Origin of the sequence: Pseudoalteromonas sp. APC 3694, assembly GCF_030407565.1 — a bacterium.
Lineage (GTDB): Bacteria > Pseudomonadota > Gammaproteobacteria > Enterobacterales > Alteromonadaceae > Pseudoalteromonas > Pseudoalteromonas tetraodonis.
The window spans coordinates 106989-132831 of record NZ_JASDDE010000004.1 but is presented as its reverse complement, the minus strand read 5'-3'; the positions used below and the strand labels follow the sequence as shown (position 1 = coordinate 132831).

The 25843-nt window shown below is 37.5% G+C and carries 22 protein-coding genes and 2 pseudogenes; 11 read left to right on the top strand and 13 right to left on the bottom strand.

Annotated elements, in window-relative coordinates:
• Window positions 1–133: 133 nt before the first annotated feature.
• The 7 genes from QMA00_RS03035 to QMA00_RS03005 all read left to right on the top strand — a co-directional run bounded on the left by QMA00_RS03035 (window position 134) and on the right by QMA00_RS03005 (window position 5720).
• Window positions 134–1138, top strand: coding sequence for a GTPase (locus tag QMA00_RS03035; RefSeq protein ID WP_076921998.1), 1005 nt, complete (start codon window positions 134–136; stop codon window positions 1136–1138).
• A gap of 4 nt (window positions 1139–1142) precedes the next feature.
• On the top strand, window positions 1143–1829 hold the full coding sequence (locus tag QMA00_RS03030) for a GTPase (protein ID WP_076921999.1): 687 nt from the start codon (window positions 1143–1145) through the stop codon (window positions 1827–1829).
• 111 nt (window positions 1830–1940) lie between these two features.
• Window positions 1941–2279, top strand: coding sequence for a hypothetical protein (locus QMA00_RS03025; RefSeq protein ID WP_076921997.1), 339 nt, complete (start codon window positions 1941–1943; stop codon window positions 2277–2279).
• A 135-nt stretch (window positions 2280–2414) separates the two neighbouring features.
• Entirely contained in the window at window positions 2415–3401 is a 987-nt protein-coding gene (locus tag QMA00_RS03020) for a hypothetical protein (protein ID WP_290155952.1), read from the top strand.
• On the top strand, window positions 3391–3945 hold the full coding sequence (locus QMA00_RS03015; protein ID WP_200363920.1) for a non-canonical purine NTP pyrophosphatase: 555 nt from the start codon (window positions 3391–3393) through the stop codon (window positions 3943–3945). The genes QMA00_RS03020 and QMA00_RS03015 overlap by 11 nt, the downstream gene beginning before the upstream one ends.
• On the top strand, window positions 3945–4733 hold the full coding sequence (locus tag QMA00_RS03010) for an SIR2 family protein (RefSeq protein ID WP_200363922.1): 789 nt from the start codon (window positions 3945–3947) through the stop codon (window positions 4731–4733). The genes QMA00_RS03015 and QMA00_RS03010 overlap by 1 nt, the downstream gene beginning before the upstream one ends.
• A 621-nt stretch (window positions 4734–5354) precedes the next feature.
• Window positions 5355–5720 carry an energy transducer TonB gene (locus tag QMA00_RS03005; RefSeq protein ID WP_175610041.1) on the top strand — a complete coding sequence of 122 codons (366 nt, stop codon included), beginning with the start codon at window positions 5355–5357 and terminating at the stop codon, window positions 5718–5720.
• 388 nt (window positions 5721–6108) lie between these two features.
• Here QMA00_RS03005 and QMA00_RS03000 read toward each other — a convergent pair whose 3' ends face one another.
• Entirely contained in the window at window positions 6109–7698 is a 1590-nt protein-coding gene (locus QMA00_RS03000; protein WP_076922001.1) for a sulfotransferase, read from the bottom strand.
• An 86-nt stretch (window positions 7699–7784) separates the two neighbouring features.
• Window positions 7785–10199 carry a TonB-dependent receptor gene (locus tag QMA00_RS02995; RefSeq protein ID WP_076922002.1) on the bottom strand — a complete coding sequence of 805 codons (2415 nt, stop codon included), beginning with the start codon at window positions 10197–10199 and terminating at the stop codon, window positions 7785–7787.
• A 373-nt stretch (window positions 10200–10572) separates the two neighbouring features.
• On the opposite strand from QMA00_RS02995, the gene QMA00_RS02990 reads away from it, so the two are divergent.
• A complete protein-coding gene (locus tag QMA00_RS02990; protein ID WP_076922003.1) occupies window positions 10573–11667 on the top strand; it encodes an NADH:flavin oxidoreductase/NADH oxidase in 1095 nt (364 codons plus the stop codon).
• Between the two features lie 76 nt (window positions 11668–11743).
• Here QMA00_RS02990 and QMA00_RS02985 read toward each other — a convergent pair whose 3' ends face one another.
• The 3 genes from QMA00_RS02985 to QMA00_RS02975 all read right to left on the bottom strand — a co-directional run bounded on the left by QMA00_RS02985 (window position 11744) and on the right by QMA00_RS02975 (window position 14846).
• Window positions 11744–12613: a DMT family transporter gene (locus QMA00_RS02985; protein ID WP_036983825.1), complete on the bottom strand. Its 870-nt coding sequence runs from the start codon at window positions 12611–12613 to the stop codon at window positions 11744–11746.
• A gap of 192 nt (window positions 12614–12805) precedes the next feature.
• Complete coding sequence (locus QMA00_RS02980; protein WP_036983826.1) at window positions 12806–13807, bottom strand: Gfo/Idh/MocA family oxidoreductase; 1002 nt, start codon at window positions 13805–13807, stop codon at window positions 12806–12808.
• Window positions 13808–13844: 37 nt separating this feature from the next.
• Complete coding sequence (locus QMA00_RS02975; protein WP_076922004.1) at window positions 13845–14846, bottom strand: AraC family transcriptional regulator ligand-binding domain-containing protein; 1002 nt, start codon at window positions 14844–14846, stop codon at window positions 13845–13847.
• Between the two features lie 89 nt (window positions 14847–14935).
• Here QMA00_RS02975 and QMA00_RS02970 point away from each other — a divergent pair, with 89 nt between their 5' ends.
• Window positions 14936–16546: a GMC family oxidoreductase N-terminal domain-containing protein gene (locus QMA00_RS02970; RefSeq protein ID WP_076922021.1), complete on the top strand. Its 1611-nt coding sequence runs from the start codon at window positions 14936–14938 to the stop codon at window positions 16544–16546.
• On the opposite strand, the gene QMA00_RS02965 is transcribed toward QMA00_RS02970, so the two are convergent.
• The 3 genes from QMA00_RS02965 to QMA00_RS02955 all read right to left on the bottom strand — a co-directional run bounded on the left by QMA00_RS02965 (window position 16543) and on the right by QMA00_RS02955 (window position 18244).
• Window positions 16543–17352: a class I SAM-dependent methyltransferase gene (locus QMA00_RS02965; RefSeq protein ID WP_076922005.1), complete on the bottom strand. Its 810-nt coding sequence runs from the start codon at window positions 17350–17352 to the stop codon at window positions 16543–16545. The two genes, QMA00_RS02970 and QMA00_RS02965, sit on opposite strands and share 4 nt — an antisense overlap.
• 6 nt (window positions 17353–17358) lie before the next feature.
• Entirely contained in the window at window positions 17359–17757 is a 399-nt protein-coding gene (locus QMA00_RS02960) for a hypothetical protein (protein ID WP_013463074.1), read from the bottom strand.
• Between the two features lie 67 nt (window positions 17758–17824).
• A complete protein-coding gene (locus tag QMA00_RS02955; protein ID WP_016899606.1) occupies window positions 17825–18244 on the bottom strand; it encodes a DUF3429 domain-containing protein in 420 nt (139 codons plus the stop codon).
• 297 nt (window positions 18245–18541) lie between these two features.
• Here QMA00_RS02955 and QMA00_RS02950 point away from each other — a divergent pair.
• Both QMA00_RS02950 and QMA00_RS02945 read left to right on the top strand, forming a co-directional pair.
• A pseudogene (locus tag QMA00_RS02950) lies at window positions 18542–18691 on the top strand (redoxin domain-containing protein); the annotation flags it as partial.
• Window positions 18692–18903: 212 nt separating this feature from the next.
• A pseudogene (locus tag QMA00_RS02945) lies at window positions 18904–19416 on the top strand (peroxiredoxin); the annotation flags it as partial.
• A gap of 291 nt (window positions 19417–19707) precedes the next feature.
• On the opposite strand, the gene QMA00_RS02940 reads toward QMA00_RS02945, so the two are convergent.
• The 5 genes from QMA00_RS02940 to QMA00_RS02920 all read right to left on the bottom strand — a co-directional run bounded on the left by QMA00_RS02940 (window position 19708) and on the right by QMA00_RS02920 (window position 25714).
• Window positions 19708–20151 (bottom strand): AAA family ATPase, encoded by a 444-nt coding sequence (locus tag QMA00_RS02940; RefSeq protein ID WP_290155940.1) that lies wholly within the window; start codon window positions 20149–20151, stop codon window positions 19708–19710.
• 7 nt (window positions 20152–20158) lie between these two features.
• Window positions 20159–23656 carry an ATP-binding cassette domain-containing protein gene (locus QMA00_RS02935; protein WP_290155939.1) on the bottom strand — a complete coding sequence of 1166 codons (3498 nt, stop codon included), beginning with the start codon at window positions 23654–23656 and terminating at the stop codon, window positions 20159–20161.
• A gap of 15 nt (window positions 23657–23671) precedes the next feature.
• Window positions 23672–24277: a methyltransferase domain-containing protein gene (locus QMA00_RS02930; RefSeq protein WP_290155937.1), complete on the bottom strand. Its 606-nt coding sequence runs from the start codon at window positions 24275–24277 to the stop codon at window positions 23672–23674.
• Window positions 24278–24343: 66 nt separating this feature from the next.
• On the bottom strand, window positions 24344–25177 hold the full coding sequence (locus QMA00_RS02925) for a TauD/TfdA family dioxygenase (RefSeq protein WP_290155935.1): 834 nt from the start codon (window positions 25175–25177) through the stop codon (window positions 24344–24346).
• On the bottom strand, window positions 25178–25714 hold the full coding sequence (locus QMA00_RS02920) for a hypothetical protein (RefSeq protein ID WP_290155933.1): 537 nt from the start codon (window positions 25712–25714) through the stop codon (window positions 25178–25180). It abuts the gene before it with no gap.
• Between the last annotated feature and the right edge of the window lie 129 nt (window positions 25715–25843).

Sequence of the window (25843 nt, the reverse complement as noted above, 5' to 3'; positions counted from 1 at the left end):
GCTCCTTCGTCGCTAATTTTAGCCAAGCATTTATGCGCTCATTAGTAAGGCGTTATGTGTGCACGTGTTGCCGATAAGTTAGTTGATTTCCAAAACGTATAAAATTAAAACTCATGAACCTTAAGGGAATGAAATGAAAGATAGTAATATTTTTAAAGATATGGAAAATGATATTAATTCATCCAATTTAGATGAAGCTACAAAAAAGAAATTTTTTGAGAATATATTAAATCTAAAAAACAAACAAACAAACTTGATGATAACTGGTGCAACAGGTTGTGGTAAAAGTTCTACAATAAATGCGATGTTTAATATGGATGTTGCCAAAGTTGGAATAGGTGTTGACCCTGAGACAATGGAAATAACAAAGCATGAATTAGATAATCTAATTTTATGGGATAGCCCTGGATTGGGGGATGGAAAAGAGAAAGATATACAGCATTCAAAAGAAATCATTTCAAAACTAAATGAATTAGATTCAGATAACAATCCACTGATTGATTTAGTTTTAGTTATTTTGGATGGTGGAAGTCGAGATCTAGGTACATCTTATGAGTTAATAAATTCGGTAATCATTCCTAATCTAGGAGAAAATGCAAAAGATAGAATTTTGATTGCTATTAATCAGGCAGATGTAGCGATGAAAGGCAGGCATTGGAACTTTGAAAGTAATAAACCAGAACCTAAGCTAGTCGATTTCTTAGATGAAAAAGTTAAATCTGTAAAAAATAGGGTTAAAGAAGCTACAGGTGTAAACATCGAGCCTATTTATTATTCCGCAGGTTTTAAAGATGAGCATGAAGAACAAAGACCTTACAATTTATCTAAGCTACTTTACTTTATTGTTAAAAATACACCTATAGATAAACGATTAGCTTATGTGAATGCTGCTTCCGATGAGAAAGGAGTATGGGAAGATAGTGATGAAATCAAAGATTATACGGCTGAAATTCAGAAGTCATTTGTAGAAACTATTGTAGAAACATCTAAAGCAGGTGGTGAAATAGGTAAAGAGCTTGGTGATGTACTTGGTATGGGTAAAACGGGTGAAGCTATTGGTAAAGTCGCTGGAGCAGCGGTTGGAGCTGTAAAATCTGTAGCTAGCGGTGTGGTTTCTTTTTTCAAAAGTCTATGGTAATTGAATGTATAAAAATTACAGAGACACAGATTTTATTACAGGTTTAAATATTATTGGGATCAATCCTTTAGATATTATGGTTACAGGAGTCACTGGAGCTGGAAAATCTACAACATTAAACAGTATCTTTCAAAAGGATATTGCTAGGGTTGGTAAAGGCGTAGATCCTGAAACCATGACTTTAACGAGTTATATGCTAAATGATTATTTCCGATTGTGGGACACCCCCGGCTTGGGGGATGGGATCGAAAAGGACCGTGAACATTCTAAAAAAATAATTGAGCTGCTCTACAAAGACTATCATGTTGGTGATAACAAGCATGGTTTTATAGATATGGTTTTAGTGATCATAGAAGGCTCGAATAGAGATATGGGAACAAATTATAAGTTATTAAATGAAATAATTGTTCCAAATTTCCAAAAAGAAAGAATTGTTGTAGCTATCAATCAGGCTGATATGGCAATGAAAGGTAGATATTGGGATTATGACAATAATAAACCAATGGATAAACTAAAGGATTTCTTAGAGTCTCAGGCTATTTCTATTCAAAATAGAGTAAAGGAAGCTACAGGAGTTAGTATTATTAAGCCTATCTTTTATTCAGCAGAATACGGGTATAATATCGATGTCCTCTTAGATTTACTTGTTGATAATATGCCAAACAAAAAAAGACAGTTAGTCCTAAATTAAAAGCACACATAACAAGTATTTTCAAGACGGACAAATTACAGTTGGCTGCGGCTCGTATCTCGCGCATTATAGCCAACTGCAATTTGCCGCTTAAAATGGCGTTAGAGCACTATGGATACAGTGAAGCCTAAAAAACTTTTCCCATGTAAAATATGTGGAGAAAAATTTGGCAGAAACCAATTAAAAAAACATCGTAAAGTAAAGCATCCTCAACCAGTGCCATTGCTTCTTATTAGTAAACGAGGCATTCGTGTTAACGAAAGAATGTCTTGTGATTCTTGTAAAGTTTATAGAGATTTACTTTGGCGCTACAATGAGAGTAATAAAGGGGTCGTACATATTTGCACTCTTTGTAAGCCCAAATTGTTTGATCGCTCTTTCAATAAATTAGATGCACTTAATTTTGCAAAATCTGGTGGTGGCTTTGAAACTAAACGTAGCAAGTACTAATGCTCTAACAAGTTACTCAAAAAGACGCAAAACGCTTGGCTTGCGCTCCTTCGTCGCTAATTTTAGCCAAGCATTTATGCGCTCATTAGTAAGGCGTTAGCTGCTCTGAATTATTCGAATTCCAAGTGATTACCGATGAATAAAAATGAAATTCAGTTAATGAAAAAAGGCGAGCTTCACGTTCATTTAAATGGATTGGTGAGTACTGATGTTATTCGAAGCTTATTGATAAGAGATAAATCTGAACTACCTTCCGGGTTTAATTTGGAAAGAGATTTGAATATATCACTACCCGCTAACTCTTTGGCCTCATACTTGAAACCTTGGCAGGCGTTACGACTTATACCTAAGAGTAAGAACAACCTTAGGGTGATTGTGGAAAGTGCTTTTCTAAATTTGAAGTCTCAGAATATTACATTTGTTGAGATTCGTAATAGTGTCATTTACTTGGCTTTGTTAAATAATATTTCGGTAGATGAAGCATTGTACTGGGTTGTATCTGAAGTTGAAGAGGCATCTGAAAGGCACAAAATAAAAGCAGGATTGATTTTAACAGTTTCTAGAGGTGATTACGCTCAAGAGCACTTGCGAGCTCTTTTAGGTGCATATGAAAAACTAGGCAGGCCGAATACTGTGGTTGGGCTTGATTTAGCGGGTAATGAAGAGATTACATCCCCAATTGAAATAGGTTCACTTTTTTTGCATGCAAAAGATAAGTATGGACTTAAAGTGACAATTCATGCGGGAGAAACTGGAAGAGTTGAAAATATAATTAGTGCAGTCAATGAGTTTGGCGCTGACAGAATTGGTCACGGAACTGCTGCATCAAAATCAGTTGAGGTAATGAATTTGTTGAAAGATCGAAATATATGTATAGAGGTTTGCCCCATTAGTAACAGGCTAACTAATGCAGTTAATGAAAATGAGTCTCACCCTGTTATTGACTTCATTGATCATAAAGTTCCGTTTGTTATATGTTCTGACAATCCTTCAATACATTCATCGACCCTTACTGATGACTATTTAGAATTTTATCGTGAGACAAATTCATTACAGCATTTACGCGACATGTATACCAATCAAAAAAAATATAGTTTTATTAGGGGGTTGTATGGAAATTAACTTCGTTACAAAGAATCCTCATAAAGCTCAAGAGGTGGAAGCCATTCTGGGAAATATTGGTGTCTCAATAGTCCACGCCCCTTTAACAATTCATGAAATACAGACAGAAGATGTTAATCATATTGTAAGGGATAAAGTTTTAAAGGCGTTCAGTAAAGTTGGACGCCCTGTTTTTGTCGAGCATACAGGGTTATATATTGACAGCTTACAAGGATTTCCTGGCGGCCTAACTCAAGTGTTCTGGGATAAATTAAAGGCAGAAAAGTTCTCTGAACTATTTGGAGGGTTAGAAAATACGGCGCTAACTGCAAAAACTATCATTGCATTCTGTGACGCCAAAAAAGTTTATACGTTTGAAGGGGCTGTAGAAGGAAACATTGCTCCCGAGCCAAGAGGTAATCAAGATTTTCAGTGGGACTGTGTCTTTATACCAAAGGGCTTTCAAGAGACATTCGCTGAAATGGGCGAAAAGAAGAATGAGATATCTATGCGAAAATTAGCTTTTGACAATTTTAGAGAATTTCTTGTTTCGGAGATTCTGTAATGGATGACCTTATTGCGTCTTATCGAGAAAGAAATGTCATACTTTTTGTGGGTGCAGGCGTATCCAAAAACCTTGGCCTTCCGACATGGTCAGAACTAATAAATCATATTGCAGACGAGTTAGGATATGACCCTGAAATATACAAGTCTTTTGGCGATAGTTTAGCCTTAGCTGAATACTACAGAGTGAAAACAGGTAGCATTGGCCCTCTCAGAAGCTGGATGGATACAAATTGGCATTCTGCCAATGTAGATTTGCAAGGATCAGAGATACATAAGCTTATCGCAAATTCGAAATTCCCAATGGTTTACACTACGAATTATGATCGATGGCTAGAAAAATCATATGAACTATATGAAAAGAAATACACAAAAATTGCGGGCGTAGCCGATATTGCCAAGATCAAAGACGGTGTAACTCAAGTGATAAAATTCCATGGTGACTTTGATAACGATGACACTATCGTATTAGACGAATCAAGTTACTATGAGCGCTTAGAATTTGAAACCCCTTTAGATATTAAACTTAGATCAGATGTTCTTGGGAAATCCGTCCTATTTATTGGATACAGTCTAACTGATGTGAATCTTAGATTTCTTTTTTACAAGCTGGCCAAATTATGGAAATCTAATAATGGAGGTGGGGTTCAGCCCAAGTCTTATGTCTTTACACATAGACCAAACCCGATTCAAGAAACAATATTAGAACAATGGGGTATAAAAATGCTTACCTCAAAGGAAAATGATCCGCAAAAAGCATTATTAGAGTTTCTATCGAAGTTCCAGTAATGCAGCTAACAAACGCGTCAATTAGGACACTCGCAAGCTCGCGCCTATTACGCGGGCGTTAATCGAATGGATTCATACATATGAAGAAATGGGTGCTTAAGAAAAGAATTTTTATGATAGGTATTTTACCTTTCATGGGGGTATTCGTCGCACTTCTTTTAAATTTTATTGCAGGCTCTGCTTATACTACGTCACTAAATCAAAGTGCAATTCGCGTATATTTTATGGGGTCTGCCATGTGGTCGGTACTTGCGCTTTTTTCAGGGATATATATGTATTCTAAATGTAGTTCTATGAATCACCTAAAGTTTATCTTTGGAGTATCGTCGGTCAGTTTAGGTATTACTATGCCTTGGATAATAGGTATGTCGTAGTAACTAAAACATAAAAAGTGGCTATGGTGCTCGATATCCGCTTTTGGCACTTTGCAGACTATCGATAATGCAAAACGCTAACGTTAATTTAGGTAGCTTTTTTCTGATTTGTTAATGTAATAAAAAATATAACAAGGCCATAAATTATCGGATACATAATGTTTGGTCTTGTTTCGTGTTGCTGAACACCTTAGTAAACTTAACCACTAGTTGTTTATTTTACTGAGCATATTTTTAGGAGTAGCCTTTGAAGTACATAACTATATTTTTAGTTCTTTTACTGGTTGGTTGTAATAGTACTAATGAAGCGGCAAATTCAAGTACTGTATATACCAATGCACAAACAGATTTACCTGCTAAATGGGTTGTGAAGATTGAACCAAAATATCCTGAAGATGCGGCTAAAAATAGCGTAGAGGGCTACTTAAAATTCAAAGCAATAGTGAATGAAGTTGGTACGTTAGAAAGAGTTGAAGTAATTGAATCTGCCCCAAAAGGTGTATTTGAAAAGGAAGGTTTACGGGCTTTAAAGCTATGGCGATTTAAGCCTGCGTTATTAAATGGTAGGCTGGTTAAGGTTGAGTACACTAGCACTCTTGAGTGGAAGTTATAATGTCTCTAGGGATGAGCATATCATGGAGATCTAAGCAACCTAAACAAAAACGATGTGATAGGTGTGAACTGTATTATTCTGAATTCTTGGATAAATGTACGCATTGTTCCGATTTAAACGAAGCACAATTACTTATGCTTAAGGCTAAACACCAAGAATCTCTTAAACATAATGCTAAGCTTGGTAAATACTTATTTATAGCTGCTGCAGTAATTGGTGTATTACTTTTTGTTAGTTTTTTATGGTAGCAGCGTTGGGTTTTTCCTTAAGTGGGGGAGGGTAAGTTAACAGAGAAAAAACCTTTTATACATTCAGCCTAAAAAATTATATCCATCCGGTAACTTTTAAATTAATCACACTGAACTATCCGTCCACGTAACATTTGTTGTTATTTAATTAAACCAATAACTCCTTCATTAACTAAATGAGTCTGCGCTTCATCTGTATGGGGCTTAAAATTCTTCCAGCGGCCTATGGCCTTGTTGTTAAGCGGTTGGCGCACTTGCATTTTGCTGGCGGTTGAAACCGGTGCGGTGTTTAAATGAAAATCAAGGCACTGTGGTTGCCAGTCTAAGTTGCAATAGCTCACTAACTCTTTTATCTTTTGCTCTGGTGCGGCTACAAGTTCTTCGTATTTTACTAGTTTAATATTGCTGTGCAGGGCGCTAAAGTGCTGTATTAGTTTATAAAAGCGGCTGTAAAATTTAGCTGTGTCGAGTAAGTCTAACGAGTAAGCATAATACGGGTTGTTAATGGTAAATAGCTGACGATAGTTACCAATGCAGGTGTCCATGGGGTCGCGAAGTAGACAAATTATTTTGGCGTTTGGCAGGGCTTTGGTAATTAAATCGATATAAAAAAAGTTAAATGGTAGTTTATCAATAAAGTGTTTATGGCTGCCGGTTACAACACGCGTTGCTTCAAGGTAAGTGCTGCCAAGTTTTGCAAAATCAAGCTGGTAAGCTTGGCTTAAGGTGTCTGTATCAAGTACTTGAGGCGTAGGTGTTTGGCTAAGTTTTTTTACACTTAGGCCAAAGTCTTGCAGCTCGCCCGCTGATTGTACGTCGCTGTGGCTTGATAAAATGCGCTCAACTAATGTGGTGCCAGAGCGCGGCATGCCTAATACAAAAATTGGCTCACTGCTTTGGTTGCCAGCTGTTTTTTGGTTTTTGTATTTATCACTGAGCTGTTTAATATGTGCAAATAATGCCTCAGACGCTTGATTATCAAACGTCTTATTAGCGAGTTTTGCTGTTTTACCTTGTTGTAACGCGGCAAAGGCTGCTGAAAAGTCGCCTAGGTCTTGATATTCTTTTGCGAGCGCATGACCTATATGCAGTTTAGCGTCGGGATGATTGACCTGTTCAAATGCGTTTTTTAGTCGCGCTATGTGGTTATTTTGCTCAGTGACTTTAGTTAAATCGGCTATAGCAAAATGACTTTGATGATGAAGCGGATTCAGTGCAATGGCATTTTCAAACGCGTGTTGTGCTTTATCAAACTGGCCTAAAAATTTAGCACATACCCCATAGTTATAATAAAACTGCGGCTGACGAGTATTACTCGCCTCAGCTAAACTTAATGCGCATATAAAGTAATCAGCTGCTTGTTGATGTAAACCCGCTTGGGTGAGCGCCACGCCTAATGTATCGGCATCAAGTGCTTTACTAATATGTTCAGGCTTAACGCTGAGGGCGGTGCTTTTCGCTTTTTGTAAATCGCCAGTAAGTGCGTAGCACTTGGCAAGTTGCGCTGTATATTCAATAGACCTCGTAAAGCTTAATGCTTTTTCAATTAGCTTTATTGCTTTATAAATTTGGCCAACCTGTAAATTAACCATGGCGAGTAAAAAGTAGCCATCAGCAAAGTCAGGCTGCAGTGTCACTAGCTCAACCAGTGCTTTATGCGCTTGCTGAATATTGCCTTGGTTTAAGTTGTTTATAGCGCTTTGGTGTAGTTGCTTTAAGTTTGGCTGCATGAATACTCTTATAAATAATGTACTTACAAATAAAAAGGCTCAAAATTAATTTGAGCCTTTTTATTGTACTTAAACTTATCGTTTAATTATATTTCAAACTTATAGTTAAATTTAATGCCTACAGTAAGCGGGCGATTAACATAGTAACCATAGTTACGTTGTATGTCTGCGCCATTCGCTGTTGTAATATCCGCATCTGAGCGACGAACAGAGGTAACCGCATATTTATTAAACAGGTTGTCTACATATAAAGTGGTAGACCATGCATCGGCGGTTAATTTAGCTGAAATATTACTTAAGCTATAACCTGGGAGTGCTTCACCATTATCACGTAGGCCTACTTTTGAAATTACATCACTTTGTGCAGTTAAACCGTAGTTAATATCTAAGGTTTTATCATTTAACACGTCTGTTTGATAATTAATCCCCATAGAAAACTGATGCTCTGGCGAGCCTGGTAAACGGTCGCCATCTACCGCGCCATCACTTCCGTCAGCATTAAATAAATAGGGTGCGTCTGAAGTTAGCTCTGCTTTTGTATAGGCATAAGTTGCATAGGCAGTAAATGAGTCTGATAAAATTGCACGCGTGGCAATCTCAATCCCTTTAGCATTAGCGCTACCTGCATTTGACAGGTACGGTAATTGGCCTACTGTTGTTGCCCCTGCAATTTGTGCGTTATCCCAATCAACATTGAATAGGGCGGCGTTAAAGTGTAGTTGGCTTCTAAACCATGTACTTTTAAAGCCTAGCTCATAGTTAGTTGTGGTATCTGCTTCATACAGCATTTCATCAGGTGTACCACAGCCTGTTTGTTGATCCTCAGGTAAGGGCACAGGACAAGGCACTAGGCCATTTGAGCCGCCAATTCTAAAGCCTTCGCTAACAGTGGCGTATCCCATTACAGTATCAGTAAACTGATACTTAGCATTAAATTTAAATAGATTACCGTTGTCGCCTGCTTTGTTTTCTTCAAAATTAATTGAGATTGCATCAGGTGCAGCACCTTCATACAAGGTATTTGCTAATGGGAAGTCAAAAGCCGCTTTTGACTCAACATCGTATTCGTAAAAACGCGCGCCAATGGTAATGTCGAGTTTATCGGTTACTTGGTAACCCACTTCACCAAAAAGCGCTGATTCAGTGACATTGCTGCCAGTAATTTCTAAATATTCTAAAGAGTCTGGTCTAAGTTGTGCGCCATCGAAATTATCAACCGCGAACTGATCAAACCCAGGTGTGTACTCTCTGCTTGATGCATCGGTGTCGGTTTTGTTGTAAAAACCACCAACAATCCAGCTTAAATCGCTATCACTTTGTGAGACTAAACGCAGTTCTTGGGTAAAGGTGTCTTTTTCGTCAATTTCACGAGTAAAGGCTGAAAACGAAGGAAACTCTTCGTACCCATAGTCTAAGCGAATTAAAAGATCAGTTTGATCACGTTGCCCATCGGCGTCAAATTGAGAAATACCGGTAGCTGAGACCAGCTCAGCAAAACCTAAGTCGGCTTTTAGTTCAAGGCTTAGTAATTGGTCTTCTTTTATCCGTGGCTCTTCATAACGGTACGCTGACTCGTATTTGCCAATGCGATCATTTAAGCCATTGTTAGCATTAAGGCTGTTGTGATGAACAATTGAGCGGCCTTCGGTGTCTTGCTTTTGATAGAAGTAGTTTAATGTGCCTTCAAATGACTCATTTACTTTGTAACGCAATGAAATACGGCCAGTTGTGGTTGTTTCACCGTTGGCGTCTTTTACATTTTTAAGATTGCTGTTGACTGCATCAAGGTTTGTCCAATCAGGGTCGGTAATCGATACACCTGGTTCACGAACGGTGTAGGCATAGTCAATAAACCCTGGGTCTTCATAAATATTTAAGCTGGTACGTACCGCCAGTTTATCTTCAATTAATGGTAAATTGAAGATAAAGCCCGCTTCACCACCGACCGAATCACTTTCTTGAGTTTGAAAAACATCTCCAAATACTTCCCCTGAGGTGAAATCAAGCTCTGGTTCTTTAAGCATATAGCGAATAGCGCCGCCTAATGTACCAGCTCCATATAATGTGCCTTGTGGCCCAATAAGCACTTCCACGCGCTCTACATCAACAAGGCGCATATCGACCGATACTGGAATTTCATTAATATAAGTGGCAACAGTGCCACCATCTGATGAAGGGCCTGATGAATTAGTATTTAATCCACGAACTATAATAGGTGAACCGGCACGGCCACCTTGATCTGTAATTGTTAAGCCCGGTACCCAACGTGCTACATCGGCCAGCTCACTGATGTTTTGATCTTTCATTACATCAGCATCGAGCGCGGTAATGTTAAGAGGCGCAGCTTGAATTGAGCCACTTCGGCGCGTTGCTGTAACCTCAATAACTTCAAGCGATTTGTTCTTTTCAATAACTTGCTCTTGAGCCACTGCATTACTGCTAAATAATACACCACTCAGTGCGCTTGATACAGCCAAGGTTAACAGGCTTGGTTTAAACATAAAAAGTGATCCTAGTTCAATAAAATGTGTTTATAAATGAGCGCTAATAGTATCAGGGTGTTTTAGTGATGGAAATAAAAATATGAATTTTAATTCACTTTTCCAGAATAAAAATATAAATATGAATTTGAGTGTTTCGCACTGTATGTTAAATGAACAAAGGCGTTGCTTTAAAATCAACCAAAATAATAATTGTGCCTAATATAGATAAAAACTGGATAATGTATAGTTTAAAACGTCATTACTTATATTTTTATAAACACTATAAAAATGAATATTCCCCCCCATAATCTTTATAGTACATGTTTAATTATTGATAACACGAACAGCACAATTTAGTTGTGGCTGAGAGTCAGTTATATGAGGATTTATAATGTCAAAGCTGTTTTCACCATTGTCACTTGGTAAGTTAAGCCTAGAGAATAGAATTATTATTGCACCCATGTGCCAGTACTCGGCCAACAATGGCGCTGCAAGTGACTGGCATACCATTCATTTAGGTCAATTGAGTTTAAGTGGAGCGGGTTTACTTATTTTAGAAGCGACGGCCGTTAATCCCGAAGGGCGAATTAGTTACGCCGATTTAGGATTATGGGATGATACAACCCAAGCTGCATTAGCAAAAAGTTTAACGGCCGTAAGACAATACAGCCCAATGCCTATTGGTATTCAATTAGCCCATGCAGGTCGTAAAGCGTCAACCGATAAACCATGGGATGGCGGTGGGGCACTTATGCCCGATCACCTTAATGGTTGGCAAACGGTTGCGCCATCAGCCATTGCCTATGATGAAAACAGCCCCATTCCCAAAGCGATGAACCAAGATGATATAGATTCGCTCATAAGTGACTTTGTTAATGCGGCAAAGCGCGCTGACGAGTTGGGCCTTGATTTAATTGAAATACATGGCGCGCACGGTTATTTGCTACACCAGTTCTTATCGCCGCTGACAAACAAACGTGATGATCAATACGGTGGTAGCCTAGAAAATAGAATGCGATTATTACTCGACGTATTTAAAGCTGTAAGAGCGGCATTTCCAAGCAATAAAGCGGTGGGTGTACGTATTTCAGCAACCGATTGGGTTGATGGTGGTTGGGATTTACCGCAATCAATTGAACTGGCAAAAGCGCTTGACGCGTTAGGGTGTGACTTTATTCATGTAAGCACTGCGGGTTTAAGCCCTGAGCAAGATATACCTGTTGCTAAGAATTTTCAGGTGCCGTTTGCAACCGCCATTAAACAGGTTGTGAATATGCCAGTGATAGCGGTGGGTTTAATTACCGAGGCGCAGCAAGCTGAAAGTATTATCAGTGATGAACATGCTGATGGTGTTGCTTTAGCGCGGGGTATTTTATATAACCCACATTGGCCTTGGCATGCTGCGGCCGAGTTGGGCGCGCAAGTACAAGCACCAAAGCAATATTTGCGTTCAAGCCCACATGGCCAGCCATCCCCTATAAAATAGTGAATAACTTAATTGCAAAACCCAAGCAAATAGCGTGGGTTTTGTGTGTCTCAGTAGCTTAATATTTAATTAAATATTAAGCAGGAGTTGGCTGCTTTTTACTGTTTGACGTTGAGCTACCAACCGAGGCAATAATAACTAATAAAATAGCAAGCCACTGCCAAATGCTAAGTAGTTCACCTAAAATAACTAAGCCAGCGAGTGCTGCAATAGCGGGTTCAAGGCTCATCATAATGCTAAACCCTTGCGGCGACATATTACGCAGCGTGATCATTTCTAAAGTATAAGGTAAGGCACTTGAGAGTACCGCAATGGCAATACCTAACGGAATAATATCCCAAGTAAATGCAGCACTTTGTGATATACCACCATAAGGTACAAGCACAATAGCTGAAATGGTCATACCCATCGCTACTGTTGCTCCACCAGAGCTTTGGCTGCCGGTTTTTTTACCAAATAAAATATAACCTGCCCAACACGCACCCGCTGCAAGCGCTAAAATCACGCCAATTGGGTCTAAACTTTCTTGGCCTTTCATATCGGGTAACAGTAATAATATTCCGGTTATTGCGCAGGCAACCCAAAATAAATCACGCTTTCGTCTTGATGAAAATAACGCAACGGCAAGGGGCCCGGTAAATTCAAGCGCAACACCAATACCCAGTGGAATACGTTCAATGGCGTAATAAAATAGAATGTTCATGCCGCCTAGGCTCAAACCATAAATTAAGATGGGTAAACGCTGGCTTGCAACCGGAAAGTGTCTCCAAGGTTTAAAAATTAAACAAAGAATAGCGGCAGAAAAACCTAAACGTAAGGCCGTTGTGCCCTCAGGGCCAACAATAGGGAAAAGCTGCTTAGCCAGTGAAGCCCCAGACTGAATAGTGATCATTGCAAGCAATATGCATAAAATAGCCAGTAATAGCTCTTTGGTTGATTTTTGCATGGTCGTCCTTAAAAATTGCCACTTAATTGCGGCGCATATTACCTGCTTTTACCTACGCAGGTAAATGTAAATTAACGTTTTACATGGGGTCCCCAGTGATGAGAGGCTATCACTGGGCTGAATAAAAAATAAGCGTTACTCTTTTTAAGATTGAGGTGGCAGGTAATGAGGGCTGACTCATTGAGTAAAAATTTATAGTTCAGCTTTACTATCTGCAGGGTATATAACGCCCAATTGCGCGCGGGCGGTATCGAGTACCGTCATCACATCGCGTGAAAGCTGGTGGTTGTTAATATGTGACTCTAATGTGTTTTGCTCAATCATCTCAATAAAGTGCGCAACTTCATACTTCATAAAATGCTCATCAAAATCTGCACTTATTGTTTCTTTTTGGCCATTATTAGCGATGAATTCCACTTTTTTAAGCTGCGATACAGCTTCAATACGAATACGGCCTAACTCACCTTGTATTTCGGTGATGTTCTCGCCTTGCGATATTTTTGAATAACTAATTACCGCTTGTTTATCTGCATAATTTAAAAGTACATCGCCGGCACCATCAACACCGGTTTCTAGCAATACGCCACTGGCGTGTACACTGTTTGGTGCGCCCCACAGTGCTATAAGTATATAAAGCGGGTAAATACCAAGGTCTACTAATGCGCCGTTAGCAAATTCAGGTAAAAAGGTATTAGGGCGCTCACCGTTTTTGAACTTATCGTAACGTGACGAGTATTGGCTAAATTGGCCAATAAATTTACGCGGTGTACCAATTCTTTTTAATGCGTTTTTTAAAACAGCAAAGTTAGGTAAATGCGTTGTCATCATCGCTTCCATGTACAAACGTTGATGTTTTTGAGCAGCTGTTAAAATAGCCGTAAGCTCATGACTATTTGCTGCTGAAGGTTTTTCGCCAAGTACGTGTTTGCCCGCTTTTAAACACTGTATTGCATACGCACTGTGCAGGCTATTGGGCGCAGCTATATAAACTGCGTCTACTTGTTCATCTTGGCACACAGCATCAATAGAGGTAAAAATTTTAGCGTCGGTATTTGTTGGATGATTAGCTAAAAAGCGCTCGCCGCTGCTTATTTGGCGAGAGCAAATACCGTATAAATTAAAATTACTCAGAGTACTTGCCGCATCGAGTAGGGTGTCGCTAATAAAATTGGTACCTACAATCACAAAATTCATGTTTAGCCTTTTTATGTATTTTACGCAGCTTTGCAGTTTAACAATGTTTTGCTCTAAATGCGCGGGCAGAGCAGTTAAACCAGCGTTTTACACTGGCACTTAATGTGGCTTGTTCTTGATAACCTAACAGCTCGGAAATATGTGAAATAGAAAATTGGTTTTGCATTAAATAGTGTTCACATAATGCGCGGCGAGTGGCATCTTTTAGTTTTACAAAACTGGTGTTATGTTTTTTAAGTTCACGGTGCAAGGTCCGTGGGTGCATATTAAGTGCCGTTGCTATCGTTTGGTTTGAGCATTGAAAAAGGGGTAGCATGGGTCGAATAAGTGCACTTACTTGCGAAGGTAACGACTGAGTATGCGCATTATTAGCGGCTAAAAAGTTTAATGCGGCTTGTACTTTGTGTTGATCAGAAACATTAAGCGGCAATAATAAATCGTCTTTGGCGATTAAAATACCGGCGCTGTTTCTGTGTTCAATAACGTGACAGCCAAAGTGCTGATGGTAAGCGCGTAGATTTGCATCAAGCTTTTGCGGTAAAAATACCTTAATGGGTTTGCATTGATTTTGGCTCACTTTTTTTAAGGTGGCGAGCGCCAGTGCAATTGTTAATTCAATAACTTGATTTATAACAGGTAATGGCTTGAGTTTTATTTCGAATGATAAAAATATATTTTGGTCATCTTCAAGTGTATGCGTGGTTAAATTAAGTGCGGGTGTATGTAAGTGTAGGTATTTAATTACCCACGTTAGCGCTTCACCTAAATCAGTTCCACTTTTAGCAGCGATAGCGATATGCCCTAAAATATTAAAGCTTTGTTTGCTAGCGAGTTTAAGGCCAAAACTTGGGCAGTTTAAGCTATGAGCGCAGTATTCTAAAAGCTCAGCATAATGGCGATAAGTTAAGCTTTGTGTTTCAAGGGAGTTTAACGCTACCTCAATGGCGCAATGGCGCATAATGCTTGTTGTATCACCACCTAGTTCGGTAATTAATGTATCAATTCCCTGCAAAGAAGTGGCTTTAATCAGGCTGCTCATAACAATTGCATTAGTGGAGAGGTGTCTAAAAATATCAAGTTTTCAGTAGATAATCCATGCAAAGTAGTTTTTTTAATGGGAGATTTTTTATGCATACCACTTCATTTGATTACATTGTGATTGGCGCAGGCAGTGCCGGCTGTGTTGTTGCCTCGCGATTATCTGAAAATAAAAATGTAAGTGTGTGTTTAATTGAAGCCGGCGGCCGTGATCAAAGTGCTATGGTGCAAATGCCTGCGGGAGTTGCAGCTAGTGTGCCTTATGGCATTAATAGCTGGCATTACAATACGGTGCCACAAAAAGAGCTTAATAACCGCTGTGGGTTTATGCCCAGAGGTAAAGTGCTTGGTGGTTCAAGTTCAATCAATGCCATGGTGTACATAAGAGGGAATAAAAAAGACTACGACAACTGGGCCGCTATGGGAAATACCGGCTGGGATTATACCAGTTTGCTGCCTTATTTTATCAAAGCTGAAAACAACAAAACCTTTACCAACAGCCCATATCATGGTGTAAATGGCCCCTTACATGTGCAAGAGCTGAGTTTACCAAGCCCAGTTAATCAGCTGTTTTTAAAAGCATGCCAAGAGCAAGGCGTGGCCCTTAATGACGATATTAATGCGCAGCAACAGCTAGGTGCGCGGTTATCGCAGGTCACTCAACATAAAGGGGAGCGTTGCAGTGCGGCAAAAGCGTACTTAACACCTAATTTAGCTCGTAAAAACTTAACCGTGCTCACTGACGCGCAGGTGCATAAAATTAATTTTTGCGGGAAATCTGCAACTGGTGTAACAGTTGCAGTTAATAATAAAAGCTTGGTGCTAAATGCCTATAAAGAAGTTATTTTAAGTGCCGGTGCGATTAACTCCCCACACCTTTTAATGTTATCGGGAGTGGGGCCTGCAGATCATTTAAAGCAGCATAACATTGAGCTTGTAACGCCATTAGAAGGTGTAGGCAGTAATTTGCACGATCACTTAACCGTTGTGCCATTATACAAAGCAAAATATTCGCAAGGCACATTTGGAATAAGTGCCAGTGGTGCGTTTAATATTGCAAAAGGATGTGTTGATTGGTTTGCCAAACGCGAAGGAAAGCTAACCAGTAACTTTGCCGAATCGCATGCGTTTATAAACTTATTTACAGATTCTATTGTGCCCGATGTGCAACTTGAATTTGTTATTGGGCTGGTGGACGATCACAGCCGTAAACTGCATTATGGCCATGGATACAGTATTCATAGCAGCATAATGCACCCTAAAAGCCGCGGCACTATTCGTTTAGCGGATGCCAACCCTTTAAGTGCGCCACTCATTGATCCTAATTATTTAAGCCACCCCGATGATTTACAGGTTATGCTACTTGGGCTTAAAAAAACATTGAGCATAATGCAAAGCAAAGCGTTTGATACTATTCGTGCAGATATGGTATATCCGCTTGATATTAATGATGATACGCAGCTTATTGAGTTTATTAGGCAAACAGCCGATACAGAATACCACCCCGTAGGAACCTGCAAAATGGGCCAAGACGATATGGCTGTGGTTGATAGCGAATTACGTGTTCACGGTGTGCAAAATTTACGAGTGGTAGACGCCTCTATTATGCCCAGTATTATTACCGGAAATACCAATGCTGGGGTAATAGCCATTGCAGAAAAAGCCGCTGATTTAATTAAGCTCGCCGCAATCTGTGATTAATTTGACTTATAAAACGCGGTTAACCATTGCTGCCAGTCTTGTTCTAGTTTGAGCATTTGCTGGTGTTTTTTAGCGGAAAAATGTTTGTTTTTATCCTCATCCGCTAAAAACGGCCCCACACGACAAAGCGGGCAATAATCATCAGTTAGATAATTCGGGGTTGTTAACATATCACTTAATTCGGGTGGTGTATTTTCACTAAATACATAGGTAATACCGCTGGTGTCTTTGACGTGTTTGTCACGGTCGACATTGCGAATTTTATAGCCATCAAAGCGACTGATATCGAATGGCATTTGTCCTTGGTATGCCGCGTTTAAATGGGTATTTAAACTCCCCTCAATATTCCACTCACGATACGGTTTAACATCTTTTGAGGTTATATAACATAACCCAGGGCCTTGAGGGTTCAAGGCAAACTCATTGGCATATTTTATAAATTGATGCAGTAACGCACGGTTAAGCACGTTCATGCTGTTATTACGTGTATTTTTCTCAAATGCGTCGCGACCAATAAACGCAGGAATAAGTGGAAATTGAAAAATCACCACATCAAAGCTGTTTAGGTGCTCGGCTAGTTGTTGCCAACATTGTGTGTTGGTGACATCAAATTCATTAAGCACATTAACGTTATGTGCTTTAAGTGAAGCAAGCGCGTTATCGGGGTATTTTTCTGTAAGAGTTGCAGCTGCATCATAGGTTGAGGCAACTAACTTTTGCGGTTTAATGTGGTTATAAAGCGCGTTTGAAAACGATAAGTCGCCATCACCTACCGTGAGTATGTTCCAATTTGGGTTTAAGTACATATTAAATTATATGTTTTTATTAGTAACAGGCGATGTGTCAGGATGCGGTGTACTAATCAGCTGTTGATGTAACCTATACATAGCTAAACGCGTTTTTAACCCTTCGATGGCAACTTGTTTAAGAATTAAGTTAAAGGTAATCAAAATAGCAAACACAATATGAATAGGGCCATGAGTAAAACCGGCTTGAGGGTCGTAAATGGCTAAGCCAAATAAAACAAACAACACCACCATAAATATTTCAATGAGCTGATTTGAATAAAAAGAAAGACGTCCTTCGCTTTTATGATCTTTTTTTATGCTTATGGCACAAAAAAACGGGATCACTTTAATTTTAAAAGCCGCGTTTTTTTCTACAAAATTCTCACCAAGGTCAGTAAGCTGTTGGCGTAATTGGTCTATCATGGTGTGTCCTCTCAATACAGTGCGCGGATGTTACCCTATTACAGACCAATGGTTAAGCCATGGCGTGTTATTTAGGGTAAATACTCATACCAATAATTAAGATATGACACACAAATACCACTGATGTGAGCACAAAACGCATTTTTTGATAATCTTTATGATAACCTTGCCACTGTATTGTGGCCTTTTCAAAAATCAGTACTAACCAAAAGCTCGCGCCTAACCACGCAAGCATCCACTCAATCGGTAAGAATGATAAAAACGGAATAGGAATGACCGGTAGCACTGCTTTAATCGCATCGGCAAAGCTTTGTTGGCCTGCATGCCATAAATTACCCGCCATAAACGCTAAAATAGCAATGCTGTAAAAACTAAAAAACTCTAAATTTACACTGTTACTGCCAACCATGAGTGGCCAGCCCACACAGCCTAAAAATGGCAATAAGCCCAAATAGCCAAGTTGAATGTGATTGACGAATTTTTCCATAAACGAAATGCCTTTAAAGGTTGTGTAATGTAAACCACGTTATTGTAGCAAGGATGTGCAGTGTAATCTTATTAAAATCTATATAGCGCAACTGACTATGAGTGGTAGTTGAGTTGTAACTGCTTTAACGCTTAAAAGTAAGCAGTAGATCACTCCTTGGATTTGCAATCTTAAAAATCGATTGTTTTAATCTAAACAATCAATTTTATTTAATTTCTCAATAGCCTTATTGTATTAATCAAGCCAACGCACAAGGCGTTAACTTTTTAAATACACTAAACATAAATGAGGAATACTATGAGCACTTCATTGATTAACACAAAATTACAACCTTTCAATGCAACAGCTTACCACAATGGTGACTTTGTAGAACTCACTGAAAAAGACGTATTAGGTAAGTGGTCTATCTTTTTCTTTTACCCTGCAGATTTCACATTTGTATGCCCTTAATGTTTCTTATCTATGTGTTGAAATTGAAATAGCGTAGATAGAATAGGCTATAAATAGATTAAGCCTTTCAACATATAGCTAAGAGCCATTATTCACTAAGTATTAATAAAAATGCGTAAACTTTCATAAAAAAAACAAACAACAGTAAAAAATAAAGAACTATTCTTGCTAACTGTTGAAATTTAATTATTTCAAAATTGGAGATCAAAATGATAAATAAAGTACCAGAAGTAATTTTTAAAACTCGTGTTCGTAACGATAATTTAGAAGGAGATAATCCTTTTGAATGGAAAGACTTGAGCACTCACGAAATTTTTTCGAGTAAAAATGTTGTTCTATTTTCTTTGCCGGGAGCTTTTACCCCGACATGTTCAACATCACATTTACCTCGATTTGAAGAACTATATGATGAGTTTAAAGCGCAAGGTGTAGATGCAATTATTTGTGTCTCAGTTAATGATGCATTTGTAATGTATCAGTGGGGTAAAAGTCAGAATGCTAAAAATGTCTTCTTATTACCTGATGGTAATGGCGAGTTTACAAGAAAAATGGGGATGCTAGTTGATAAGTCTAATTTAGGGTTTGGTATGCGAAGCTGGCGTTATTCTATGTACTTAGAAAACGGTGAAATTAAAAAAGCTTTTGTAGAAAGTGACTATTCAGACAATTGCCCAACTGACCCATTTGAAGTATCAGATGCTGATACAATGTTAAACTACTTAAAAGCCAAGTAGCTTTAATATGGCATTTACTCATAAGGCGAAGAAGTCGCCTTATGAGTTCGATTTGCGCAGCATCCATGCTGCGGTATCCATTCGTCCCTGAATTTTAGTTCGCTTTTCCTGCAAGTTCAGTGTGTGAGCTGTTCCAACAGCTCAGGAAAAATTTGTGATGAATTTGTTTGTTTAGCAGGATGGGAAATGAGTGTGTTGCCACTTTATCTTTAACGCTGCATCCATGCAGCTATAGCCGACTTTTATAAATACCAATTAAGAAAGTTAATATAAGTTTAACTAGCTTGCTATCCTCTTTATGGAATGAAAATTGTCGAATATATTCGGAATTGTCATTCGAGTATGTAACATTCTCACCATTCTTTCATTAATAACCCTTGTTTTACTTCTTTTCAGGTTATTGACAATACACCTGTCTAATGAGGTATCAATGACTATTACATTTATATATTTTGAAAAGCCTAATTCAACAAGTTTTTGCCTATTTTCTAGATCATTGAAGTAAGTAGTATCAATCACAAAATTAATTTTTAGAGTTATGCAAAGTTCAATTAAAAGTAAAATATCTTGAAGAACTTTTTGTCTAATTTCGAATGAGCGTATGCAACCATATTTTGCTTCTCTAATGTTGTCACACGAGATAACAAAGTAGCCATTCAACTTTTCAGATATGTAAGTTGATTTTCCGGCTCCGGGAGCACCCATGATTAAATATGCTTCCATTCAGTCTTCACTCCCAAATATTCTTACCTTTGCATATATAGTAGTTAAACTCTTTTTTATATTTTGAGCCGTTGCACTGATGGCAAGTACTGGTAGTAATATTATGTTCGATAAACTTACGGTTTTGAGCACTAAACTTTGAAAGTCTCCTTAAAATAAATTGATAAAGCCCTTCCCATTCGATCATATCTTCCTTTGCACTTTTCCGGCCACTATTTTTTAAAAATGATAACCCAGACACTCCAAACAAGATCTTCCTATGGTCATCTTTTGATAGCTCGTCAATCGACATATTTGAATCAAAGATTTTCTCAGATGACAACTTGTTTAAAGCCTCTTTTAGTCGGAAAAACAGCTTTTTCATATCCTTTCGCAAGAATGTGGGGTAACACGAGATGTCTGTATATGCCTTTGTTGTGTCGAGTTCTAAGTTTTGAATTATTTCTACCTTACCACTTCCAGAACACTGTGGGCATTTGTGAAAATATAGATTAAAGAAGTCATCATCAAATTTGTCTAACCTTGAACCTATTACGTGGTTTTCATTGTCAATAACTCTCAAAGAGTAACGAGTCATATCTCCATTTCTCTTTAGAATAATAATTCCAGCTCCAAGCTCAAAAGCTAACTCTAAGCTTTTAGTTGGGATAAATGTATCCCAGAAGTTTTTAGAAGACGATACTTGTAGTAGCTCTTTTAAAGGTAGACTGACCCCATCTACTAAACAACTTTCAAACCCTAGTTTAACCAGATTAGTTGTGAGAGATTTAAGCTCACTATAGGGTACAGAAGATGAGTTTAGCAGCAGAGGGTATAGTGGATTGAAGTAATATGTACTATCTGCTTCAAAGTTAATAGCTTCAATGAGGCTTTGTTTATCATAAAATATTTTGGTATTTATAATATCCTTTACTTTAAAGCTCCCTTTGAACTCTTTTTGTGCCAAAAACGCTAAATCTTCTTCATTAAAATGAAACTTCTTAACATCCAAGTTTTTTAGTGAAGTAACAGTATTAAAACTGAAATCATTTGAAACATCTAGATGATATTGTGTGCTGTAATCGTTAAAAATAACTTTACCACCTAATTCACCAGCTTTCGGGCCTACCTCAATCAGATAGTCGCAGCTCAGAACTACTTTGGGGTTATGCTCGATAATTAAAATAGTGTTATTAAGATGAGTTAGTGATTTAAGTTTTGAGAATATGTGTAACGAATCTTGGTCGCTTAACCCCCTCATGGGTTCATCCAACAGCATTAAGACATGATCATTTTTAGAATTAATAACAGTAGCCATTTCAATCAAATATTTAGCCATTTTTAATCTTTGAGATTCACCTCCACTTAAAGTAGAAGTAGTTCTTCCCAAAGATAGGTGGCCTAACCCTAAACTAATTAACAGCTCAATTACTTCTTCGAACTCAACATAAATTTGACTATTCTTTAACTCTACAACTGTCATTGACAGATATTCATTTAGAGTGTTATTTCCAAAGTAAACATAATTGGCTAGAGGTATTAATTTAGTACCAAGGCAAGATTGACAGCGCCCTGAGTCAACGAAACCTGTTCCATTACAAATTTTACACATTCCAGCTTCAGTATTTGAAGAAAAATGCTCCTTATTCAAACAAAATGAGCAAGAAATAGGCTGACTGGCAAAAATAGCCCTAAGAGGCTCGGAAACCTTTAGATAAGAAGCTATGGTAGAACGAATATTTCCACTAATTTCGGTTTGTTCAAGTAAGGCTTTATGTTGAAAATGTTTGCTTTCATCCTGAACAATATCAAAAAGACCTTTTGCCAAACTACTTTTTCCACTACCAGATATACCAAAAATTGCATTTAATCCGTTTAGCAATATATTCACGTTTTGATTTTTTACAAAATTATAGTTAATCCCTTCAAATGTACATATTTCATTACTGCTTTGTTTATTAGGCTCAGGAAAGTTTATGAAAGAAGGTAAACTTTCACTGATATAACCACCATTAACCCCACTATATGGGCCTAAAGTAAGGCTATAATCTGAGTTTTTGATAACATACTCTGAGTGATCAACCAGCAAAACAGTATTCTTCTGTGCTAAGCCTCTTAAGACAATAAATAAGTTTGATATATCTTTAACACTAAGCCCTTTTGAAGGTTCATCAATTATAATTAGCGAGTCTTCAATTTCATCTGTCAAATACTTAATAAGTTTAAGTCTTTGAAGTTCTCCACCGCTTAAAGTTGTTGAACACCTGCTTAGCTCAAACTTCGGGAGACCTAGTAACTTAAACTTTTCGTTGATGACTTCAAGTTGATTGAATTCAAGAGCTTTTGCTAGTGTATCAATATCCATTGATAGCATGTCTGCTATGTTAAGTCCTTTATAATTTACCGCTCGTGACTGGTAATTAAAACCTGTACCTTCACAACAATCGCATCTCCCCTTAATAAGGTAATTTGAGATATTACTATTAGTTCCTTTACTAAGGAGCTTGGGTTCTATGTAGCGCTTAAGCTCTTCTTGCAGTGGCCTCTCTAATTTGGCGAAGGGGATATCAAGAGAAGAGCCAAATGTTTTAACTATTTTTCGAATGTCTGAATCTTGGATATAACAATATTTGTATGCAGTACCATTGTGCGGCAAATTCAAAAAGGTTGAGTCAAGCGGATTTTCATTTATCAACGAGTCGAAATCCACTTTGGTAACATATCCTTTTCCAACACATTTGGGACAAGAACCATTAAAGTCGCCTAAAGTTGATGTGCTAAATAATGGTGGTCGCTTAGTGTAATACTCTTTAAGGCAAGCACAAAATGTCTGTTTGGAAAAGTTATAGAGCAACTCCTCTTTGCAGTATAGCTTCAGCTTTTTAAATTCAGTTATGAGGCTAAAATTAAAGCTATCAAAATCAATTATGCAATCAATCGTGAGCTTTTTATTAACATTGAGTTTTTGGATGTAACTTGCATCCCTAATAACTCTTTGCCCTGCAACTAATATGCTATTTGACTTTAGCTTTTGAAGCTGCTCTCGTAAATGTACTTCATTTGGATATTCATGAGTTATTAAATTATACCTTAGCTCTGCATTAGGATGTTTTTTTAATAATGCCTTGATGACTTCTTCAGATACGAAGTTACTTACTTTTATTGAACACTTACTACACCATATCTCCCCTTTGTTGACCAATTGCGTCTTCAATATGTTATTAACACCGGAGATCGTTGATACATTAGATTTCTCTGTTTGCTTTGGTGATTTCTGGCCTATATAAATCGTTTTATATGGATTAACGATTGAATCGAATTTAGGTCTAACTAAAAGATCATAATCCGTACTTTTATTTTGAAGTCTTTCCTGACGTAAGTATGCCCCATATACAACTGACTTGACTAAAGTTGACTTACCAGAACCATTAATTCCATTTATAACCGTGATGCTATTCTCTTTAATACTTGCACTGATGTTTTTTAGATTATTTTCATAGGCATTAACTATAGTTAGGTCTTGCAAAGCGACATCCTTATTCTATTTTCTAGGTTTTAGCATCACAAAAAGTAATTTATGCTCCTCGGTAGAAGTTAACAACTCATTAATGCTTTTAAACTCACCTTTTTCATTCGGTACATATTTCAAAGGGTAGTGTACAGGTAGCCTTTTAACTGAAACTCTATAACCTACTCTAAAAAAAGCAGATGCAATATCTTCGGCAGAATAGTCATGTGCAGGATAAGACTCTTCAGATAGAACGGCCTTCTTTCTTTTTTTCCATGTTGGGTTATTTACGTGACATCCCATAGTGAATATATAATACCCTCCATCTCTTAATACAGAAAAAGTGGTTTTAGCGTGTTCTAATAGGTTTGGTAGGGTGTAAACTACTTCTTGAGAAAAAATGAGATCGAAGTTTTCCGAATTTGTTCCACCTAAATCTACCTCCTTTTCAAAAAGCATATTTTCTTCGGCTTCATTTGAGCAAAGTTGCAATAAATCTTCGTCAATCTCTATACCAGTAAGATTTAAATCTGGTTTAAAATGATTTAGTAAATGTAAAAATTTTCCGTTGCCAGAGCCGAAATCTAATATATTATTTACTTTATGGAAATTAATAAGCTTCTTCGCTTCAATGAGCATTGAATACCAGAACGGGAAGCTTTTATCATTCTTAATATATTTAGGTATGTTGAAAGTTTCCATATCTTATCGAGCGAAACTTACTAGTATTTCTCTACTATTCAGTTTTCCATTTGTCCCTAGTTCAATCGAGCACTCATCTCTATCATGCAGAGTTTCTTTATTGTTTTGTATTAAAATATCGCCAACTTCTAAGAAAAGAGCCTTTTTTATGCCGTTAGCATATTGTAAGAAGTCAAATATCATTTTGCTTTCTTCATAAGGTTGTTTTTCGTTTTTCTCTTTGTAATAAAAGTTAATTCTTTCAAAATCGAATCTCACTTTATAACCATCGCTATCTTTAGATAAAATAGGTTCTTTAACCACCAACCTCTTTTTATTTTCACCATCATAATTAATTCCGTAAGAACACATAGGAACAGGAACTGTTAGTAATGAATTTAACAAATCGGGATCTTTAAACTTAAGCTCTCGAATCAATTCCCTGATGAGGACTATTCCGTTGTGAACCTTAAAAATAGGGTCTTCCTTTATAACTTGTATAAAACCAAATTGTGGTTGTCGTTCAATGTCAATAGCATCATCATTATGCAAAACTAATTGGTTTCTAGAGCATCCTGTATAATCACAATCAATTTTGATCCCTGTGTGCTCTATTACGCCATAATACTCGCCAAAACAATTTACTAAAGCAGTAAAGAAGAAATTGTAATTGCTTAACTCCCCGCCTCTAAATTGAACAAATTTATCTTCTTTTAGGATTTTTTTTAAAGATGTTAATAAATTTGAAAATTTAGTGCTTTTGCTGAGTATATCTATTGTTTCTTCGGGGGATTGTGATGATTTCAGGAGAGTTTTTAACTCTGCCTGAAGTTCATCTGATATTTTTAATATCGCCATTTATCTACAACTACTTCCATTGCCAGAACGACAACCACATGAAGCTGCTAAGTTCCCCTCAAAGCCCAGTTCACAATGACCAAAGTGATGAAGGTATAGTTTCTTAGTTAAGGTAAAGCCAGATTCAAGAACTGATTCATTTTCTTGCTCAGTTAAGCCAAAATATGGGTAGTGATGAATAAACTCACCTTTGATCAGGTTACAGTCATTCATATACTTTCTGGTATCTAATATATGAACATGCCAGAACTCATCTACCAACTCACTAGGAGCAAAAGATAAGTTTTCATACAATGCTTGAAGAGCTAACCACTCTTTGTAAAGCTTAATTGTATAGTTAATTTTGCTAACAGACCATCCGTACTCTTTTTCTAGCTTATAGCCATGAGGAGTGAAATCTATTGTATCAATTCTCGACATTATGGAGTCTACAGTCGATTGTTCTACAAAGCTTGATTCATCAATAACAGTGTTAATCTCTGCTCTTGAATTTGTTTTAAAAGCCTGTGCTTTTGATTGAGAATATGTGCTATTCATTATCTATTCCTTGTTTGAGCGATGAGGAACGATCAATCTACCTAAACAAATGATTTTTTTCAATGCTATATCGCTTATGCAATGCATTTAATATCAGTTAAATTATCTTTAATTGATGAACAACAACTT